The organism is Ruegeria sp. BC8 (assembly GCF_056535705.1).
The window spans coordinates 1424131-1442352 of sequence record NZ_JBQFIV010000001.1 but is presented as its reverse complement, the minus strand read 5'-3'; the positions used below and the strand labels follow the sequence as shown (position 1 = coordinate 1442352).

Below are 18222 nucleotides of genomic sequence, written 5' to 3'. Positions count from 1 at the left end.
GCTTATCCTCCGTATGCAATTGGGTAGATCAGTAGCCCAAGGCCACCTGCAATCAAAGCGAAACCCAGCGGCCGTGTCAGAACATGACCGATCTGGGGCAATTTCTCCAACACCATGAACAGGGTCGCCAAACCCATCCACAGCAGGCTCATCACGCCTCCGACAAAGCCAAGCGCCATGAACCCCCAGCAGCAGCCGACACAAAAGGCGCCCAGCCCCAGCCCCATGCGCAGACCGCCAGAGAAGCCGGTGCGCCAGTGTCCAAGGAAATAGGTCATGGGTGCATGACACACCCCGTGGCACACCTCCTTGGCGCGCGTGAATTGAAAGGCACCGACGGCAATCAGAAGACCGGCGGCAAAAAGCGGAGACTTGGCAATGCCCAGCATGTCGATCACGCCCCCGAACAGCAACGCCAGCTGAACACCTGTGATCAACGCGGCGAACCCGGCCCAGACCACGAAATAACCCAACAGAACGCCGACCCACCCGAGCCTTGTTCCATTGGCGCTCTGGATCAAATCCTCATAGCTTCTCAGTGTTGGAACCAGCGTCGGAAGCATCATCGCGGCCATCATGATCGCCCACATCACGAACAGCGGGCCGAACTCGGCCATCGGCATGTACATGTCCATGCGGGGATCCATCGCACGCATCGCCTCGGCCATTGGCCCGGGTCGGCCAATCCAATCGACGCCCATGTCGCGGCTCATGGTGTACATCACCCACCAGGCCCACAGGATCAGGACGAAAAAGCCCAGCCACAAACCGCTGCGTAGAAGTGCCCGACTCATGTTCCCTCCCGACTCGGTGCTTGCTTTTCAAATGTCAGACTTTTAAATGTCAGACAAATAAATTTTTCACGGCGGCCTGCAGAAGATGAAAATCGATCCCCAGAAAAGCACCGACCTGTCCGCGCAGATCGCCCAGGCCATCCGCGATGCCATCGTATCAGGAGAGCTGATCGTGGACGAGCGCCTGCCCTCGGAATCCGAGCTTGCGGACCAGTTCCAGGTGTCGCGCCCCACCGTGCGCGAGGCGCTGAAACGGCTGGCGGCGCAATCGCTGATCCGTACCCAGCGCGGCGCGACGGGGGGTGCCTTCGTCAACCGGCTGAGTTTCCAGGACGCCTATTCTCAGCAGATCACGACTTCGACGCTGTTGCTGTCGATGAACGAGGTCAGCTTCGACACCGCTTGCGAGGCCCGCTATGCGTTGGAACGTGCCTGCGCGCGCCTGTCGGCCCAGCGGCGCACCGCCGATCAATTGGCCACCATGCGCGCGGAAATCTTCCGTCAGGCGCAGCCCGGTCTGACGGATGAGGCCTTCTGCGCCTCGGACGTGGCTTTTCACCGGGCACTGGTCGATGGCGCGGGCAACCCTGTCCTGTCCTATCAACTGGCCGGAGCCGTCGAGGCGATGCAGCCCCTGATGAACATGATCACCTTCACCGCCCGCTCGCGCGAGGAGATCATCCGCCTGCACAGCAAGATCGCCGACGCGCTGGAGGCGCAGGACGCCGAGACCGTCGACGCCGCGCTGGTCGAACTGGAAACCTACACCCGCCGCCTGGCCCATGATGTGGCCGAACGTCGGCGGAAACCGGCCTGAAGACACTCTGAATTCTTCTTGACGCATCACATCAACGGAAAGGACACTCGAGCAGGCAGACCATCATCCGGCGGGAAGACCGGCACTCTCAATAAAATTGATTTTCAATGACTTACGGGAGGACGTTATGAACAAAAGACCGGATCCAACATTCTATCCATCCGCCAAGATGGCCATGGAGGCCCCGCCCGAAACCTTGGCCTTCACGCTGATGCTCAGCCCCGATTTTTCGCAGCCCGATGGCTTGGCGGTTGTGAATGTCGACCCAACTTCGGGCGATTACGGAAAGATCGTTCACAAGGTGATGATGCCCAACAAGGGCGACGAGTTTCACCATTTCGGATGGAACGCCTGTTCTTCGGCCCTGTCTCCGCTGACCGGCCACGCTTTTCTTGAGCGCCGGTACCTGATCATCCCCGGTATCCGTTCCAGCCGGATCTACGTGATTGACGTGAAAGAGCCGCTGAAGGCCAAAATCCACAAAATCATCGAACCCGAAGAAGTCTTTGCAAAGACGGGGTATTCCCGCCCCCACACGATCCATTGCGGACCCGAAGGTATCTATGTCAGCACCTTGGGTGGCGGCGGACCGGATGGCACCGATGGGCCTCCGGGCATCTTCATCATGGATTGCGAGACCTTCGACATCATCGGGCGTTACGAGATCGAGCGCGGCGTGCAGGACAAGCACTATGATTTCTGGTGGAACCTGCCGCGTGACTACATGGTCAGTTCCGAATGGGGTCTGCCCCCGCAATTCGAAAACGGGATCGTGGCCGAAGATCTGCTGTCGAACAAATATGGCCACCGGATCCATTTCTGGAACCTGCGCGACCGCACCAACATCCAGACCATCGATTTGGGCGAGAACCACCAGATGGCGCTGGAAATCCGGCCGGCGCATGACCCGGTCAAGCAATACGGGTTCTGCGGCGTGGTGGTCGACACCACCAATCTTCAGGGCGCAATCTTTACCTGGTGGCGCAACAAGGATGGCAGTTTCGAGGCTAAGAAGACCATCACGATCGACCCGCAACCCGCTGATCCGGATGATCTTCCCGATCTGCTCAAAGGGTTCTCGGCGGTGCCGCCTCTGGTCACCGACATCGACTTGAGCTTGGACGACAAATACCTGTATGTCGCGTGCTGGGGCACCGGTGAAATGCACCAATACGATGTCTCGGACCCGATGAAGCCCAAGCTGGCCGGCAAGGTCGAGATCGGCGGAATCGTCAAGAAAACCAAGCATCCCAACGGCAAGGACTTTGGTTATGGCCCGCAGATGGTCGAGATCAGCCGTGACGGCAAACGCGTCTACTGGACCAATTCGCTCTATTCCACATGGGATGACCAATTCTATCCTGGCGATCGCGGCGCTGCGATGATCAAGGCGGATGTGGGCGACAAAGGCGGCCTGACACTGGACAAGGATTTCTGGGTGGACTTCCCGAAAGGGTATCGCAGCCACCAGATCCGGCTTGAGGGAGGAGACTGCTCCACCGACAGTTTCTGCTACCCTTCGGTCTGAATTGGACGTCTTGATGACATCGACGGCCGGCCTCTGGCTGGCCGTTGTTCTGAGCGGTGCCTATCACGGGTTGAACCCCGGTATGGGCTGGCCGTTGGCCGTGTCGGCGGCATTGATGGAGCAACGCCAATCCGCTCTCTGGCGCGCGTTGGCAGCGCTGGCGGGCGGGCATTTTGTGGCGATGCTGGGTGTTTTGCTGCCCTTTGCGCTGATGACCATCCTTGTAGACTATCAGCGCGAAATCCGGATCGGAGCGGCCCTGATCGTGATCGCTATGGGCCTCTACATCGCGATCGCCCGGCGCCACCCACGGTTTCTAGCGCGCGTACCGCCCAGTCGGCTGGCGCTGTGGTCGTTTCTGGTGGCGTTGGCGCATGGTGCGGCGCTGATGCTGGTCCCGATCTATCTGGGCCTGTGCGGGCTGGACGAGCTGGATACCGGCCACAGAGCCGTGTCAGAGATCATGGGCACCAATGGCCTGCTGGTTCTGGCTGTGGCCGCGGTCCATACGGGCGCTATGATGCTGGGCGGCGGTGCGCTGGCCTTCGCGGTCTATCGCTGGCTGGGCCTGCAGTTTCTGTCTCGCAGCTGGTTCAACCTGGAAATGGTCTGGGCGCTCAGCCTGATCCTTGTGGGGGTGCTCGGCCTCTGGGCCGCAATCTGAGGTCTTCCCCCTGCCCCGAAACAGATTAGGTTCGACGGGCAGGCATTTGAAAAGCGAGGCCCCAATGACCGGAATACTCAACATCATCGCAGCCCTTCTGACCATCGGCTTTGGCCTGTTCGGCTTTCTGGCTCCGGCCTGGACGGCGGCCTCGCTGGACCTTGCGCCCACCAACAGCACGATGGGCCTCAGCGAGATGCGGGCCTCGGTCGGCGGGCTGTTTGTCGTGACCGGCATCGCCGTATTGTGGCTGAACCACCCGATGGCCTACGCGATGTTGGGCGTGGTCTATGCGGGCGCGGCGCTGGGTCGGTTCGTGTCGGTTCTGCTGGACAATCCCCCCTTGGCCAAGGCGCTGACCTTCGGCGGAATCGAATTAGTGCTGGCAATCTGGTTGATTGCCGCCAACCTGACGAAGCCCGCGTGAAAGGTTGGAAAAATCGCCATGATCCCGCGCTTTGGGGGTTTGCATCCGCAAATATCCTCACCTATATAAATCCTGTCCTTCGGGACTATGGACATAAACGCGCTCGTAATAAGCGGATCGGACCCGGGGGCGGTACCCGGCGGCTCCACCATACATCCTTCATTTGGGGATCATGGGGCCGAAACAGGATCGACGAACGTCTAAAGGGGTTAGCTTTGTCTCGGCTGTCTGCCACCGTTACCGGCGAAAACAGTACAATTGCAAATGACAATCGTGCTCCGGTTGCCGTTGCTGCGTAAGCAGTAACCAGACCGAAACTTAAGTCCTTGCGCCTAGCCGCGTAAGGCGGGGTTCGCAGGTACCTGGCAACAGAAACCTGCATTTCCCAAGATTTTGTCTGGGTTTTTGCACCGAATTTGGCCGCCATTCAGAAACTGTTCACTCCTGTCATTCAAAGTAGCGGAAGACAGACAGGAGAGTTGGGATGACTCATTCAGAGATACTCAGGGCCTGGTATTCCGAGGTTTGGGAAAAAGGCAATATTGACGCGATCGACCAGTATTTTGCCCCGGAAACGATGGCCGAGGGGCTGATACCCGAAATGCAGGTCGGCGCGGACGACTTTCGCGACCTGGTCATGGCCTTTCGGCACGTTCTGGGCGAAATTCAGGTGGATTTGCCCAAAATTATCGAAAATGGCGATTGGGCGTCAGCCGTTCTGCATGTGCGGACCTCGCGGGCGGACAACGGCGCGCCCTTGGAGGTCACAGGCCAAGTGATGGCGCGCTTCAAAGGTGACAAGATGGTCGAAGCCTACAACCAGTTCGACTTCGTTTCCCTGTTCGAACAGCTCGGCCAGTTCCCGCAGGATACCTTGCCCGTTTGCATGACAGGGCAACGGCTGGACTGGGCCTGAACCGGTTCTTGACCGCGCGTGCTGACCCCGAGTAGCAAGAGCACACGGGGTCAGCATGTGAACGCCCTGCCCGGCGGCAGCCCGGGTTCGCATGTCTCCAAATCCAAAGGGGCACATGCCATGGCTGCGCAGTTTCCAATGATCGCTGGTGGTCGGATCAGCACCTATGCTCCGAATATCGGATGGAGCCGACCGAGGACCGCCGAAACCGGCGCATGCAGGGCGGAGCCCCGGTAGTGAACCCCCCACTGGCAGAACTGGTCCGGGTGTTCGGCCGCATTGGCCTCCTCTCATTTGGTGGCCCAGCGGCACAGATCTCATTGATGCACCAGGAATTGGTCGAACGGCGGCCATGGTTGGATGAGCAGAGCTTTCTGCGCGCGCTGTCGTTGTGCATGTTGCTGCCCGGCCCCGAAGCCATGCAACTGGCCACCTATGCCGGCTGGCGGCTGCGGGGCGTGCCGGGCGGGCTGATTGCCGGCGGCCTGTTTGTTCTGCCCGGAGCGCTGGTGATAGCTGTGCTGGTCGGCCTGTATGCTGCCTACGGAGATCTTCCCCTGGTTCAGGCTGCATTTCTCGGGATCAAGGCCACGGTTATCGTGATCGTTCTGCAGGCGGTGCTCAATCTTTCTCGCAAAACACTATCTGGGGCAGAGCCCGGGATTCTTGCGATACTGGCGTTCCTGGCGATCTTCGCTCTGAATCTACCTTTCCCCCTGATCATTCTGGCCGCGGCTGTCTGGGGCTTTTCACGTAAGCCTTCAGAGCAGCCTTCAGTTTCGCAGAATGTCGATACCGCATTGGCTCGGCCCGTGCGGACCGCAGCGCTCTGGCTGTTTCTTTGGTTGGCTCCGCTGGTGTTGTTGACCCTTTCCGGCCAGACGTTGCTAAGCGATCTGGGCTGGTTCTTTGCACGATTGGCAGTAGTCACTTTCGGCGGGGCCTATGCGGTGCTGGCCTACATGACACAGACGGTCGTCGAGAACTATCAATGGATCTCTACCGATCAGATGATAGATGCGCTGGGACTGGCAGAAACCACCCCCGGCCCATTGATACTGGTCACACAATTCGTAGCCATGCTCGCCGGGCAATTGGCGGGCGGGATGTCCCTTACGCTGGCAGCCGGGGTCGTTGCGCTGTGGGCGACCTTCGTTCCGTGCTTCCTGTGGATATTCGTTGCCGCGCCTTACCTGGACGTCATAGCGCAAAGACCGAGACTGTCGGGAGCATTGCGCGCAATTACCGCGGCGGTCGTCGGTGTGATTCTCAACCTGTCGGTGTGGTTCGGACTGCATGTCCTGTTTGGATCCATCGGAGATGTCGAGTTTGGTCCGATCTCACTGCCCATTCCGGTTTTTTCGACCTTGGACATCGCAGCCGTTGGATTGACGTCCCTTGCCGGAGTCTTGATTTTCATAAGAAAAACCGGTCTGGCAACGACGCTGGTCATCATGATAGGTGCAGGCGCAATCCTGCATCTGGTTTGAACAATCAGACGCAACCCGCTCTTTCGTTTCCGATCAAATCCCTTATGCTTGGGATAACCACTTTCGAGGATGACACATGTCGCAAGGCATTGACTACGGCAACTTGATGCACACCGCTATGCGCGGGCTGATCAAGACTGTTCTGAAGCGCGTTTCTGAAACCGGACTGCCCGGCGCGCACCATTTCTTCATCACGTTCGATACCCGTGAGCCCGGCGTCGAAATCGCTGACTGGCTGCGCGAACGCTACCCTGATGAGATGACGATCGTGGTGCAGCACTGGTTCGAAAATCTCGAGGTTGGCGAGGACGGATTTGCCATCACGCTCAATTTCGGTGACGCTCCGGAGCCGTTGTATATCCCCTATTCGGCCATCCAGACCTTTGTCGATCCGTCGGTCGAATTCGGGCTGCGCTTCGAAAGCTCGGACGAAGAAGATGAGGACCCGGTGGAAATCGAGGCCGAGTCGATCGAGGTCGAACCCGACGACGAGCCGCATCACGATGCGGATATCGTATCGCTGGACAGCTTCCGCAAGTAATTCGCGGCCATTGGACGAGGCTTCGCTTTTTTGGCGGAGCCTATTGTTTTTCCAGGAATGTTTCGACCGAACGCGACTTCTGTCCATCTCTGAACCGGGAAAAGGACAGGTTCAGCCCGCCCTCGGCCAGTGTTCGGTCATACTGCTGCAATTCGTACCCGCCGTCCTCGTCTATGAACAGCGAGAAGACGGTCAGTGTTTCCCCTTCGATCCGCCCCCAGACAAAGGGTTCCCCCTTCATCGGGTCCAGCGGAACCTCATGACCGAAGACATTCCGCTTCATGGCTGCGGAATAGATGTTGTTCCGATCAGAAGGTCGGAACTCGACCGAAAAGCTTTGTTCTTTCACCCGGCCGTCGGCTTTGTAGGTGGTAGTCGTCCATTTGACCACGAACCCCTCGCCCGTCTCTGCGATGGAAACGCTCATGTCGCGCGGGGTCGACGACCCGTCTGCATCCACCACGTCGGCAGATCCGACATAGTCGCCGACAAACGGACCGATGTCCTGTGCCCATCCCGGAGATGCCAACAAAAGCCCAAACGCCAGTACCGACAGCCATCGGGCCATTTGCGCGAAAGATGAGGTCCGGTCTGAGCGATTCATGGTTCTTTCTCCGCGGTTGCCTTCTTTATCTTAGCTCAGCCGGGAACGGGCACAATGGTACGGCCCTGTGACCAACCAAGAAAAGTGACGCACACCGCATGGCTATACCTTTTTTGCCCTTCGGACTAAGGTGCGCGCAACTGGCCGATTGAACCATAGCTTAGCTGCGGTTAAACGGCATGCGACTGCATACCAGACGGAGTGACAAATGTCTCAGACCCGCACCGAATCCGACAGTTTTGGCCCACTCGAGGTTCCTGCCGACAAGTATTGGGGGGCGCAGACGCAGCGCTCGATCATGAACTTCCCCATCGGATGGGAGAAGCAGCCCGTCGCCATCGTGCGCGCGCTGGGCGTGGTCAAGAAGGCCTGCGCCATGCAGAACAAGGCCACCGGCAAGCTGGACGCACGTATCGCCGACGCGATCATCCAGGCCGCAGGCGAGGTTATCGAGGGCAAGTTCGACGACAATTTCCCTCTGGTCGTCTGGCAGACCGGATCGGGCACCCAGTCGAACATGAACGCCAACGAGGTCATCGCGAACCGCGCGATCGAGATCCTGGGCGGCGTGATCGGCTCGAAGGATCCGGTGCACCCGAACGATCACTGCAACATGGGCCAATCGTCGAACGACACCTTCCCCACCGCAATGCATATCGCCACTGCAATGAGCGTGCGTGACGTGCTGCTGCCGGGGCTGGAGAAGCTGGCCGCCGGGCTCGAGCAGAAGTCCGCGGAATTCAAGGACATCATCAAGATCGGCCGCACCCACACCCAGGACGCGACTCCGCTGACACTGGGCCAGGAGTTCAGCGGTTATGCCCATCAGATCCGTCAGGGTATCGCCCGCGTGAGCGCCGCCATGCCCGGAATCTACGAGTTGGCACAGGGCGGCACCGCCGTCGGTACCGGGCTGAACACCCAGAAAGGCTGGGCCGAGGCCGTCGCCGCCAACATGGCCGAAATCACCGGCCTGCCCTTCGTCACCGCGCCCAACAAATTCGAGTCGCTGGCCGCCCACGATGCGATGGTGTTCCTGTCGGGCGCCTTGGCCACAGTCGCGGGCAGCTGCTACAAGATCGCCAACGACATCCGCTTCCTCGGCTCGGGGCCGCGTTCGGGTCTGGGTGAACTGATCCTGCCGGAGAACGAGCCCGGATCGTCGATCATGCCGGGCAAGGTCAACCCGACCCAGGCCGAGGCGCTGACCCAGGTCGCCGCCCACGTCATGGGCAACGACGCTGCGATCAAGTTCGCCGGCAGCCAGGGCCATTTCGAGCTGAACGTCTACAACCCGATGATGGCCTACAACCTGCTGCAGTCGATCCAGCTGCTGGGAGACGCGACCGACAGCTTTACCGAGCGTATGCTGCTGGGCACCAAGGCCAACGAGGCGCGCATCGACAAGCTGATGAAGGAATCGCTGATGCTGGTCACCGCCCTGGCCCCCACCATCGGCTATGACAACGCCACCGCGGTCGCCAAGACTGCGCACAAGAACGGCACCACGCTGAAGGAAGAGGCCATCAAGCTGGGCTTCGTCGATGAGGCGACCTTTGACGCCGTCGTGCGCCCCGAGCAGATGATCGGGCCCAAGGACTGATGGGCAAGCCGGTCAATCTGAACCGGTATCGCAAGGAAAAGGCGCGGGCCGAGGAAAAGGCCCGCGCCGACCGGAACGCGGCGGCGTTCGGGCGCAGCAAAGCGGAAAAGCAGCTGGACGAGGCTCGTGCCGATAAGGCCCGCCGCGATCTGGACAATCACGAGCTGGATGAATGAGCGGCCCGCCCGTCAAACGCTCGCTGACGCTCAAGGGGCACCGCACTTCGGTTTCGCTCGAGGATGAGTTCTGGCACGCGTTCCGAGACATCGCCAAGGCAAAAGGGTTGCCGATCAATGTTTTGGCCTCGGAAATTGATGTCGCGCGCGACCCCGAGACTGGATTAGCGTCGGCCATTCGCGTTTTTGTTCTGAACTGGTACCGGTCACCCGATCGCAGCCCTTGATCTGATACCCGTCTGCGCCTAGGCTTTCGACGAACAAAAAGGGTACATTCGATGCGCGAACTCGTGACCGGACCGGATGGCCGGCCGCGCTGCGGCTGGTGTCAGGCCGCGCCGGAATTCTTCGACTATCACGACAATGAATGGGGTTATCCAGTAGGTGACGACCAGCGCCTGTTTGAGAAGCTCTGCCTTGAAAGCTTCCAATCCGGCCTCAGCTGGCGCACCATTCTGGCCAAGCGCGAGAATTTCCGCAAAGCCTTTTCCGGTTTTGATTTCAACGTGATGACCGTCTTTTCTGAAGCGGACGTCGAGCGCCTGCTGCAAGATTCCGGTATCATCCGCCATCGCGGCAAGATCGAGGCGGTGATCAACAACGCCCGCCGCGCACAGGAACTGGTGGCCGAAACCGGCTCGCTGGCGGCCTATGTCTGGCGGTTCGAGCCCGAGTCCCCTCCTGCGCCGCAGACGGCCTCGACTTCGCCCGAGTCGGTTGCCATGTCCAAGGATCTGAAAAAGCGCGGGTGGAAATTTGTCGGCCCCACCACGGTGTTTGCCTTCATGCAGGCGATGGGGCTGGTGAATGACCACGCCACCGGCTGCGCCATGCGCGAAAAAGCGGCGCAGATGCGCCGCTCGTTCACCAAACCGGTCTGACCTCAGACCGAGGCGCGGTAGATCTTGTCGATATTGCTGCCCAGGGCCGCGTTGAACTCGGCATCCGACTGCTGTTTCGACAGCCCCTCGGTCAGCGCACGCGAGAAAGAGGCGATCATCTTGCCGTTCTGCGCCAGCAGGTCACAGGCCTCGTCGGTCGAATAGCCACCCGACAGCGCCACCACCCGCAGAACACGCGGATGGTCGGCGGCCTCGTCATACAGGTTGGCCTTGCTGGGCAGGGTCAGTTTCAGCATGACGTCCTGCCCCTCGCCCAACTCGTCAAGGTTCTTGAGGATTTCGGCTTTCAGGATCTCTTCGGCTTCGGCCTTGGTGTCCGACTTGATGTTCACCTCGGGCTCGATGATCGGAACCATGCCGGCGGCGATCACCTCGCGGGCCACGTCGAATTGCTGTTTCACCACGGCGGCAATGCCCTCGGCATTGGCCTCGTGGATGACCGAGCGTTCCTTGGTGCCGAACACACCTTCGGCCTTGGCCAGCGTCTCGGCCAGGCCCGGGATGGGCTTCATCAGCTGCACACCGTTGGCGGTGTCCTCCAGCCCCTTGTCGATCTTGAGGAACGGCACGATGCCTTTGACCGACCACAGGTAATCGGCCACCTTGCGACCGTCGATTTCCTCGCTCAGCGTGCGTTCGAACAGGATCGCGCCGATCACCTTGTCGCGGGTGAAGTCATCGGCCAGGATGATCCGGGCGCGCATCTTCTGGATCTCGGCAAACATTTCCTCGTCCGAGCAATAGTTGGACGGCTGCACCCCGTACAACGCCAGCGCCTTGGGCGTCGAGCCGCCGCTCTGATCCAAAGCCGCGATAAAACCCGCACCGTTGATCATCTGTTCGCGCTGTTCAGCCTTGGACATAACACTTTCCCGTTCAGTAATGATTCCGCTTTTCCAACCGCATACAGCATGGCGCGGGGCGATGATAGTTTGTTAGCGCTCAACCACGCGCAGCCAAATTCCGTCGCGGGACCGGACCGTCAGATGCGCCACCGGGACCGGGGAGCGGCCCTCGACAGGTTCGAACCGGTATCGGCGCAGCAGGGTCGACAGGATCAACGGCCCCTCGACCATCGCAAACCCCGCCCCGGTACAGACGCGCGGCCCGGCCGAAAACGGGATGAAGGCCGCCCGCTGGCAGGCTTTGCCGTTTTCGGTCGCCCAGCGGGACGGGTCAAAGCTGTCGGGGTCCTCCCACAACCGTTCATGTCGGTGCAGGTGCCACGGGCTGAGCACGATCTGAGCGCCCTTGGGCACGTCGCGGTCGCGGAAACGTTCGGGGCATGTGGCCTCGCGCACCATCATCGGCACCGGGGGATAGAGGCGCAGCGCCTCGCGGAACACATCCCGGCTGAGCTTGAGGCGGGACATGCTGGCAAAACTGATTTCATCCTGCGCGCGGGCTTCCACGGCCACGCGGTCCTGCCAGTCAGGATAGGCGGCCATCAGGTACAGCGTCCATGCCAGGGCCGAGGCGCTGGTCTCGTGCCCGGCCAGAAAGAAGATGGCCACCTGATCGATCATCTCATCGGTATCGAAACACTGCCCGGTCAGGGGGTCGGACGTGGTCAGGATCTTGGTGGCCAGATCGTCGGGCGCGGCGCCGGCGGCGATCTGCGCGGCCCGCTCGCGGGTCATGCGGGCGATCAAGGCGCGGATTTTAGCCGCCTCACGGCGGGTCTTGCGCGGGTGGAACCGAGGCACCCAGCCGGGCAGCGGCACGAAAGCCGCAAGGTTCAGCAGAGGTTGCTGCCGCTGATAGGCGCGGAATTTCTCGAACACCTGTGCGGCGATTTCGTGCTCGATAGGCACCGAGAACAAGGTGCGAAAGATCACGTCGGCGGCGGCATGGCTGGTGACCTCTTCGATCTCGACCGGCACGCCCGTCCTGTCGCGCAGGCGATCGGCGCAAGCCTCGGCCGAGGCCAGCATCGCGGGAAAGGTCTGTTTCAGCCGCCCGCCCTCGAAGGCCGGATCGATGATGCGGCGTTGGCGCTCCCAGGTCGCGCCGTTGGTCAGGAATACCGATTGGCCTAGCAGGGGCCGCAGGCCTTCGCTGATCCGGCCGGATTTCGGGAAATCCTGGGGACGGTGTTTCAGAACCCGGTCGATCAACTCGGGCTGGTTGATCAGGTAGGACCGGAAGAACGGGGTGCGAAACTCGGCCATCCAAGCGCGGTACAGGCGTTGCGGCTGGGCCGACAGGATGTCACGCCGGAACAGGCGCAAGTATTGCCACAGCGATACCTTGTCCGGTCTGGCGGGCGGTTTGGGCGGGATCATGCGCGCACCGTCCGGTATTTGGACACCGCCCGCTCGATCCGCGATTTCGACGGCGCCCGCCCGGCAAAACGTGCGCCCAGTGTCAGCGGCCCGGCGGTGATGCGGAAATAGTCATAGTCGCCCGGCCGATCAAAGGCGCAAAGATACTGAAAATGCAGACGGAAGAACCGCCAGCGCAGCGCGGCCCAGCGTTCGGGCGACAGGGTTTGCGTGAAAGCGGCCGACAGGACCAGAGGCCAGCGTTTGCCCAGCCCGGCAACCCCGCTGACCGCCACCGGATCACATAGGGCAAAGGCGCAGCCATCCCCGGGTGCCGAGACATCGACCCATGCCAACTGCTCGGTCTGCGACAGCAACTGCAGGTCGGACCGCAACCGGTCGGCCCGCGGCAGGAATGACACCATCGGCATCACCTGCCCCAATGTCAGGAACGATAGGACCGGGCCATCCGGTGGCACCTCGCCCCGCCGCAGCAGGTCGGCCAGAACCGAGACGCCAAGGTGCGCGCCGGAACTGTGGCCCACCACCAGAACCTCATCGACGGGCGACCGCAGCGCTGCCGCAATAATGGCACGGAATTCGTCCAGCCGAGCTTGCAACTCGGGCGGCGTTTCCCCCCGCAGACGCGCAGAATAGGCATAGTCGTGCATCAGGTAATAGGCGAACAGGCGGTTGTCGATCTTTCGGAACCAGCGCAAGACCCACCAGCCCGCCAACACGCCAATAGCCAGGCTGAGATACATCCGCGCCGCAAAATAGGGACCGAACAGCGCGGGTCCTTCCACAGCTTCAACCAACCAATGCATCGCGGACTCGGACAACATTGCCACACCGTAGAAGACCAATCCCGCCAGCGCCAACTGCCCCAGCAACATCGCCACCGGATAGAGTGCGGCGATCACCGGTCCTTTGCGCAGCCGCATCAGCCGCCACAGCGTGCCAGTCGAGATGTAGATCGAGGCCGTGCACAGCAGTTGCCAGTAGGTCGCCGGGATCGAGCTGTCCATGCTGTCGCGCACGATGTCGGACCAGACTAGAACCTCGACATCCGTATCTACTTCGGCCCCGTCCTGCTCCGACCGGACGTGCCAGCCATAGGGGCCATCGCCCGTCTTGGCCGAGACCTCCAACCGATACCCGGAAATCGCTGACTGCGCGCGCCCCTCTTTCCGATAGAGTTCGCGATAGCGGCGGGGATGGATCGGATCATAGCCGGGGATATAGAACACCCGGCGTCGTTGTACCCCAGATTGCGGAACCTGACTGCTCATGCCTTTGCCCTTGTTGCGGGCAGGTTAGCGCAGCGATGTGGCCAAGGTAAGGCCCGATCATCGCGACCGGGCGCCGCGTCAGCCCAGAGTGGCCAATGCCGGGAACGTCTCAAGCAGCCACCAGCTGAACTCGGTGAACAGACCCGTCACCAGCATGATGCCGACGACCAGCAACAAGCCACCCATGACTTTTTCGATCGTTCCCATATGCGGTTTCAGCTTGTTCATCACCGCCATTGAACGGTTCAGGAACATCGCAGCCAGCAGGAACGGTATGCCCAGACCCGCCGCGTAGACGCCCAGCAACAGCGTGCCCCGCGCCACCGAGGCCTCGGACGCGGCCAGCGACAGAATCGCGCCAAGCTGGGGGCCGATGCAAGGGGTCCAGCCGAATGCGAAAGCCAACCCCAGGATGTAAGCCCCGAAGACCGAGCCGCCGGAGTCCCCGGTTTCGAGCCGCGCTTCGCGGTCCAGGATCGGAATTCGGAACACGTTCAGGAAATGCAGGCCGAACACGATCACCACCAGACCCGAGGCCTTGGCGAACAGTTCCTGGTTCTGCAGCACGAATGCGCCGAAGGCCGAGGCCGTGAAGCCCAGCAGCAGGAACACCGTCGACAGTCCAAGAACGAAGAACAGCGCTGACAGAGTCGCCTTGCGTCTAGCCTGCGCCTGATCCTGCATCTCGTGAATGGTCACGCCGCTCATGTAGGCCAGATAAGGCGGCACGATCGGCAACACGCAAGGCGACAGAAAGCTGATCAACCCGCCGACCAGCGCGATGAACATGGCGGGCAGCAGCCCCGCGTCGATGATATCGATTCCGAACATGCCACTGCACATAAGATATCCAGTGGGGCGCGTCACGGGGCTATTCGGTCACATCCTCGTGGTTGCTGGCTGGACAGCTGTGCGCCATGCAAATATCTGAGAGCCATGACACATGAAGCCGAAACCCTGGATGCATTGGGCCTGCTGTGCCCCCTGCCCGTCCTGAAAGCCCGCAAACGGCTCAAGGCCATGCCTGCGGGCTCCCTACTCCGGGTCCTTGCCGACGATCCGGCCGCAATCGTCGATGTACCTCATTTCTGCTCGGAATCCGGGCACGAGCTGATCGGGATGGAAGAAGCTGCGGATCACCACGTCTATCTCATTCGGAAAAACGGCGGGGCCTGAAAGAAAAAAGGCGGACAATACTGTCCGCCTTTGTTGTTTTATTGGCCCAGAGACCACCAACCGCGCCGCTTGGGCTTGGCCGGGGACGGCTCGGGTTCTTCCGCTACCGTCTCAAGCACCGGCTCTGCTGTGTCCTCGGCTTTTTCTTCTGTTGCCGCTTCCGGCGCTTCCGCCACGGGCTCGGCATCAGGCGTCTCGATTTCTGCCGCTACCTCGGGTTCACTCGCTTCGACCGGCTCCTCAGCTTGCGCTTCGGGGGCATTGTCCGCAGCAGCGGAAGCCTCTTCGGCAGGCGTTTCTGCAGCCGCCTGAACCGCTTCCTCGGCCACCTCGGGTTCCGGCGCGGCGGCCTCTTCGACCTCGGCCGTTTTCTTGCGGCGCGGTGCCCGACGTTTTTTGGGCTTGGCCGGTTTTTCCTCGGCCTGCTCCGCTTCACCCTCGGTCACGTTTTCAGCACCAGCTTCTGCGGCCTCAGCCGGAGCGGATTCAGGCTCAGCGGTCTTTTCCGTCCCGGACTCTTCTGGTTGCACCTCGGTGTTCGCCTTGTCTTCCGCAGCTTCGTCAGAAGTGGTTGCCTCCGATTGCTCGCCGTTACCGCCGTTCTTCTTGCGGCGACGCCGGCGGCGCTTGCGCTTCGGCTTGGCTTCCTCTTCCGCCTGTTCCGGCTCGACGGCGCTGTCTTCAACCTCGTCCTCGGAATCCACCAGATCCATCAGCGATGCCGTCGCGGACACCACCGGCGCAGACGCTTCGGGAACGATCCGGCTGGCCGTCTTGAACTTTTCCATCGAGAAATCAGGGCTGACCAGATGAATGTCACCTTCGATCCGAACCGACAGGCCATAGCGGGCCTCGATCTGCGCGATATGCTCGCGCTTCTGGTTCATCAGGAAGTTGGCAATGCTGACCGGACACCGCACCAGCACCTCGCGCGAACGGCGGCGTGTTCCTTCCTCTTCAATCTGACGCAGGATCGACAACGCCATGTTGTCATCCGAGCGGATCAGACCGGTGCCATGGCAGGACGGGCAAGGCTGTGTGGTTGCCTCAAGCATTCCTGGGCGCAGGCGCTGGCGGCTCATCTCCAGCAGGCCAAAGCCCGAGATCCGTCCGACCTGAATACGGGCCCGATCGGTCTTCAGCTTGTCCTTCAGGCGCTTTTCGACCGCCAGGTTGTTCTTGCGCTCGTCCATGTCGATGAAGTCGATGACGATCAGACCGGCCAGGTCGCGCAGGCGCAGCTGGCGTGCAACTTCCTCGGCGGCCTCAAGGTTGGTCTTCAGCGCAGTTTCCTCGATCGAGCCTTCCTTGGTGGCCCGGCCCGAGTTCACGTCGATGGCAACCAACGCCTCGGTCACACCGATCACGATATATCCGCCCGATTTCAGCTGGACCGTCGGGTTGAACATTCCCGCCAGATAGCTTTCCACCTGATAGCGCGCGAACAGCGGCAGTTGGTCCTCGTACCGCTTCACGTTCTTGGCGTGCGACGGCATGATCATCTTCATGAAGTCTTTGGCGATGCGGTAGCCGCCTTCGCCTTCGACCAGAACCTCGTCGATGTCCCGATTGTAAAGATCACGGATCGACCGCTTGATTAGGTCGCCCTCCTCATAGATCTTCGCAGGAGCGATCGATTTGAGCGTCAGTTCGCGGATCTGCTCCCACAGGCGCTGCAGGTATTCGTAGTCGCGCTTGATCTCGGACTTGGTACGCTTGGCGCCGGCTGTACGGATGATCAGACCGGCGCCCGTAGGCACGTCGATCTCGGATGCTATTTCCTTGAGCTTCTTGCGGTCCGCGGCGTTGGTGATCTTGCGGCTGATGCCGCCCCCGCGTGCGGTGTTCGGCATCAACACACAATACCGGCCGGCCAGCGACAGGTAAGTGGTCAGCGCGGCACCCTTGTTGCCACGTTCTTCCTTGACGACCTGCACCAACAGAACCTGGCGCACTTTGATGACTTCCTGAATCTTGTAGCGGCGCGGGCGTGGTTTGCGCGGAGGACGGATATCCTCGCTGTCATCATCATCCGCAACCGACTCGATCGTGTCATCCTTGGCAGCCGCATCCGGCTTGGCCTCATCAGCTTCGGCGTCAGCGTCGTCCGCTGCATCCGCGTACGGCTCGTCTGTTTCGACCGGTTCAGCGGGTGCGGCGTCAGCTTCGACTTCGGCCTTTTCGTCCGCCGGTTCGTCACTCGCGTCTTCACTCGGCTCTTCGACCGGAGTTTCAGCGACCGTCTCCATCGGAGACGTGCCTTCGGGCACATCCTGATCAGCGGCCTCTTCCTCAAGCAGGTCGATGGTTTCCATGCCCGTCGGTTCGGCGGATACGTCCAGCGTTTCGACCGGATCGTCCGTCTTGACCTCTGCCGCCTTCGAGCGCGACCGCGAGCGGCGCTTCTTGGGCTTGGATTCTTCGGCCTCGTCCCGCGCCTTCATTGCCTCAGCGTAGGCGCGCTCTTCCTCCATCAGGGCTTCGCGGTCCGCGACCGGAATCTGGTAGTAGTCCGGATGGATTTCCGAGAACGCAAGGAAGCCATGCCGGTTCCCGCCGTAGTCAACAAAGGCCGCCTGCAGCGAAGGTTCGACGCGCGTTACTTTTGCCAGGTAAATGTTGCCAGCAAGCTGGCGTTTGTTTTCGGATTCAAAATCGAACTCCTCGACCTTGTTTCCGTCCACCACCACGACGCGGGTCTCCTCCGCGTGGGTGGCATCGATAAGCATTTTCTTTGCCATGTGTCCTTGGTGCACCGCGCCAAACGCGTTGTCCTGACCTGTCCAGGCGGACAGGCGCATCTGGGGTGGTGTCTTGTCTGGGCGATTACGGACGGCGCGCGGCAGGGATCGGCGCTGTGGCCCCCTGCCCGTATACTCAATCGTAGCGCGCGCGTCATCGCGGTTCTTCTCCGACAGGCGCGAACACGCCGCTGCCTGCCCATTATTCCTTTCGCCCGAAGTTCGGGCTCAGGTACTCTACTGCCCCGGAACGGGGCACAATCGGTCTGCTTGGCCGGGCGGGAAAG

The 18222-nt window shown here is 61.0% G+C and carries 19 protein-coding genes and 1 other RNA gene; 13 read left to right on the top strand and 7 right to left on the bottom strand.

Annotation, left to right across the window (positions count from 1 at the left end):
• Window positions 1-2: 2 nt before the first annotated feature.
• Window positions 3-794, bottom strand: coding sequence for a DUF2182 domain-containing protein (locus ACR3EK_RS07315; RefSeq protein WP_170371111.1), 792 nt, complete (start codon window positions 792-794; stop codon window positions 3-5).
• An 85-nt stretch (window positions 795-879) separates the two neighbouring features.
• Here ACR3EK_RS07315 and ACR3EK_RS07310 point away from each other — a divergent pair, with 85 nt between their 5' ends.
• The 8 genes from ACR3EK_RS07310 to ACR3EK_RS07275 all read left to right on the top strand — a co-directional run bounded on the left by ACR3EK_RS07310 (window position 880) and on the right by ACR3EK_RS07275 (window position 7177).
• Window positions 880-1611 carry a FadR/GntR family transcriptional regulator gene (locus tag ACR3EK_RS07310; protein ID WP_170339285.1) on the top strand — a complete coding sequence of 244 codons (732 nt, stop codon included), beginning with the start codon at window positions 880-882 and terminating at the stop codon, window positions 1609-1611.
• Window positions 1612-1738: 127 nt separating this feature from the next.
• A complete protein-coding gene (locus ACR3EK_RS07305; protein WP_480633050.1) occupies window positions 1739-3139 on the top strand; it encodes a selenium-binding protein SBP56-related protein in 1401 nt (466 codons plus the stop codon).
• A 13-nt stretch (window positions 3140-3152) separates the two neighbouring features.
• Window positions 3153-3803 (top strand): hypothetical protein, encoded by a 651-nt coding sequence (locus ACR3EK_RS07300; RefSeq protein ID WP_480633049.1) that lies wholly within the window; start codon window positions 3153-3155, stop codon window positions 3801-3803.
• A gap of 64 nt (window positions 3804-3867) precedes the next feature.
• A complete protein-coding gene (locus ACR3EK_RS07295) occupies window positions 3868-4230 on the top strand; it encodes a DUF4345 family protein (RefSeq protein ID WP_170367069.1) in 363 nt (120 codons plus the stop codon).
• Between the two features lie 35 nt (window positions 4231-4265).
• Window positions 4266-4613: a transfer-messenger RNA gene (gene ssrA / locus ACR3EK_RS07290) on the top strand.
• Between the two features lie 101 nt (window positions 4614-4714).
• Window positions 4715-5146, top strand: coding sequence for an ester cyclase (locus ACR3EK_RS07285; RefSeq protein WP_093961996.1), 432 nt, complete (start codon window positions 4715-4717; stop codon window positions 5144-5146).
• A 215-nt stretch (window positions 5147-5361) separates the two neighbouring features.
• The gene (chrA, locus tag ACR3EK_RS07280; RefSeq protein WP_480633048.1) at window positions 5362-6636 is read left to right on the top strand and encodes a chromate efflux transporter; all 1275 of its coding nucleotides are present in this window, start codon (window positions 5362-5364) and stop codon (window positions 6634-6636) included.
• A gap of 76 nt (window positions 6637-6712) precedes the next feature.
• Window positions 6713-7177, top strand: coding sequence for an SspB family protein (locus ACR3EK_RS07275; RefSeq protein WP_170403236.1), 465 nt, complete (start codon window positions 6713-6715; stop codon window positions 7175-7177).
• Between the two features lie 40 nt (window positions 7178-7217).
• Here ACR3EK_RS07275 and ACR3EK_RS07270 read toward each other — a convergent pair whose 3' ends face one another.
• Window positions 7218-7745: a hypothetical protein gene (locus ACR3EK_RS07270; RefSeq protein WP_254444953.1), complete on the bottom strand. Its 528-nt coding sequence runs from the start codon at window positions 7743-7745 to the stop codon at window positions 7218-7220.
• A gap of 244 nt (window positions 7746-7989) precedes the next feature.
• Between ACR3EK_RS07270 and fumC the strand changes: the two genes are divergently transcribed.
• The 4 genes from fumC to ACR3EK_RS07250 are packed head-to-tail and all read left to right on the top strand — an operon-like array spanning window position 7990 to window position 10441.
• The gene (gene fumC / locus ACR3EK_RS07265; RefSeq protein WP_480633047.1) at window positions 7990-9384 is read left to right on the top strand and encodes a class II fumarate hydratase; all 1395 of its coding nucleotides are present in this window, start codon (window positions 7990-7992) and stop codon (window positions 9382-9384) included.
• Window positions 9384-9560, top strand: a complete 177-nt coding sequence (locus ACR3EK_RS07260; RefSeq protein ID WP_480633046.1) for a DUF4169 family protein — start codon at window positions 9384-9386, stop codon at window positions 9558-9560. The genes fumC and ACR3EK_RS07260 overlap by 1 nt, the downstream gene beginning before the upstream one ends.
• The gene (locus ACR3EK_RS07255; RefSeq protein ID WP_480633045.1) at window positions 9557-9787 is read left to right on the top strand and encodes a ribbon-helix-helix domain-containing protein; all 231 of its coding nucleotides are present in this window, start codon (window positions 9557-9559) and stop codon (window positions 9785-9787) included. Before ACR3EK_RS07260 ends, ACR3EK_RS07255 begins: the two co-directional genes overlap by 4 nt.
• Window positions 9788-9838: 51 nt before the next feature.
• Window positions 9839-10441, top strand: coding sequence for a DNA-3-methyladenine glycosylase I (locus tag ACR3EK_RS07250; protein WP_480633044.1), 603 nt, complete (start codon window positions 9839-9841; stop codon window positions 10439-10441).
• Window positions 10442-10443: 2 nt separating this feature from the next.
• Here ACR3EK_RS07250 and ACR3EK_RS07245 read toward each other — a convergent pair whose 3' ends face one another.
• The 4 genes from ACR3EK_RS07245 to ACR3EK_RS07230 all read right to left on the bottom strand — a co-directional run bounded on the left by ACR3EK_RS07245 (window position 10444) and on the right by ACR3EK_RS07230 (window position 14849).
• Window positions 10444-11325: a fructose bisphosphate aldolase gene (locus tag ACR3EK_RS07245; RefSeq protein WP_480633043.1), complete on the bottom strand. Its 882-nt coding sequence runs from the start codon at window positions 11323-11325 to the stop codon at window positions 10444-10446.
• Window positions 11326-11397: 72 nt separating this feature from the next.
• Window positions 11398-12747: a cytochrome P450 gene (locus tag ACR3EK_RS07240; RefSeq protein WP_480633042.1), complete on the bottom strand. Its 1350-nt coding sequence runs from the start codon at window positions 12745-12747 to the stop codon at window positions 11398-11400.
• On the bottom strand, window positions 12744-14018 hold the full coding sequence (locus ACR3EK_RS07235) for a hypothetical protein (RefSeq protein ID WP_222456619.1): 1275 nt from the start codon (window positions 14016-14018) through the stop codon (window positions 12744-12746). The genes ACR3EK_RS07240 and ACR3EK_RS07235 overlap by 4 nt, the downstream gene beginning before the upstream one ends.
• 78 nt (window positions 14019-14096) lie before the next feature.
• Window positions 14097-14849: a cytochrome c biogenesis CcdA family protein gene (locus ACR3EK_RS07230; protein ID WP_170338729.1), complete on the bottom strand. Its 753-nt coding sequence runs from the start codon at window positions 14847-14849 to the stop codon at window positions 14097-14099.
• A 105-nt stretch (window positions 14850-14954) separates the two neighbouring features.
• Here ACR3EK_RS07230 and ACR3EK_RS07225 point away from each other — a divergent pair, with 105 nt between their 5' ends.
• The gene (locus tag ACR3EK_RS07225) at window positions 14955-15194 is read left to right on the top strand and encodes a sulfurtransferase TusA family protein (protein ID WP_480633041.1); all 240 of its coding nucleotides are present in this window, start codon (window positions 14955-14957) and stop codon (window positions 15192-15194) included.
• Window positions 15195-15232: 38 nt separating this feature from the next.
• Here ACR3EK_RS07225 and ACR3EK_RS07220 read toward each other — a convergent pair whose 3' ends face one another.
• Complete coding sequence (locus ACR3EK_RS07220) at window positions 15233-17935, bottom strand: Rne/Rng family ribonuclease (RefSeq protein WP_480633040.1); 2703 nt, start codon at window positions 17933-17935, stop codon at window positions 15233-15235.
• Window positions 17936-18222 lie beyond the last annotated feature (287 nt).

Bases quoted from the DNA above. Each gene is read 5' to 3' on its own strand.
- ACR3EK_RS07315 (WP_170371111.1), bottom strand. From the start codon at position 794: ATGAGTCGGGCACTTCTACGCAGCGGTTTGTGGCTGGGCTTTTTCGTC.
- ACR3EK_RS07310 (WP_170339285.1), top strand. From the start codon at position 880: ATGAAAATCGATCCCCAGAAAAGCACCGACCTGTCCGCGCAGATCGCC.
- ACR3EK_RS07240 (WP_480633042.1), bottom strand. From the start codon at position 12,747: ATGATCCCGCCCAAACCGCCCGCCAGACCGGACAAGGTATCGCTGTGG.
- ACR3EK_RS07260 (WP_480633046.1), top strand. From the start codon at position 9,384: ATGGGCAAGCCGGTCAATCTGAACCGGTATCGCAAGGAAAAGGCGCGG.
- ACR3EK_RS07230 (WP_170338729.1), bottom strand. From the start codon at position 14,849: ATGTTCGGAATCGATATCATCGACGCGGGGCTGCTGCCCGCCATGTTC.
- ACR3EK_RS07250 (WP_480633044.1), top strand. From the start codon at position 9,839: ATGCGCGAACTCGTGACCGGACCGGATGGCCGGCCGCGCTGCGGCTGG.
- ACR3EK_RS07220 (WP_480633040.1), bottom strand. From the start codon at position 17,935: ATGGCAAAGAAAATGCTTATCGATGCCACCCACGCGGAGGAGACCCGC.
- ACR3EK_RS07275 (WP_170403236.1), top strand. From the start codon at position 6,713: ATGTCGCAAGGCATTGACTACGGCAACTTGATGCACACCGCTATGCGC.
- ACR3EK_RS07300 (WP_480633049.1), top strand. From the start codon at position 3,153: ATGACATCGACGGCCGGCCTCTGGCTGGCCGTTGTTCTGAGCGGTGCC.
- ACR3EK_RS07225 (WP_480633041.1), top strand. From the start codon at position 14,955: ATGACACATGAAGCCGAAACCCTGGATGCATTGGGCCTGCTGTGCCCC.
- ACR3EK_RS07285 (WP_093961996.1), top strand. From the start codon at position 4,715: ATGACTCATTCAGAGATACTCAGGGCCTGGTATTCCGAGGTTTGGGAA.
- chrA (WP_480633048.1), top strand. From the start codon at position 5,362: ATGCAGGGCGGAGCCCCGGTAGTGAACCCCCCACTGGCAGAACTGGTC.
- ACR3EK_RS07255 (WP_480633045.1), top strand. From the start codon at position 9,557: ATGAGCGGCCCGCCCGTCAAACGCTCGCTGACGCTCAAGGGGCACCGC.
- ACR3EK_RS07270 (WP_254444953.1), bottom strand. From the start codon at position 7,745: ATGGCCCGATGGCTGTCGGTACTGGCGTTTGGGCTTTTGTTGGCATCT.
- ACR3EK_RS07295 (WP_170367069.1), top strand. From the start codon at position 3,868: ATGACCGGAATACTCAACATCATCGCAGCCCTTCTGACCATCGGCTTT.
- ACR3EK_RS07305 (WP_480633050.1), top strand. From the start codon at position 1,739: ATGAACAAAAGACCGGATCCAACATTCTATCCATCCGCCAAGATGGCC.
- ACR3EK_RS07235 (WP_222456619.1), bottom strand. From the start codon at position 14,018: ATGAGCAGTCAGGTTCCGCAATCTGGGGTACAACGACGCCGGGTGTTC.
- ACR3EK_RS07245 (WP_480633043.1), bottom strand. From the start codon at position 11,325: ATGTCCAAGGCTGAACAGCGCGAACAGATGATCAACGGTGCGGGTTTT.
- fumC (WP_480633047.1), top strand. From the start codon at position 7,990: ATGTCTCAGACCCGCACCGAATCCGACAGTTTTGGCCCACTCGAGGTT.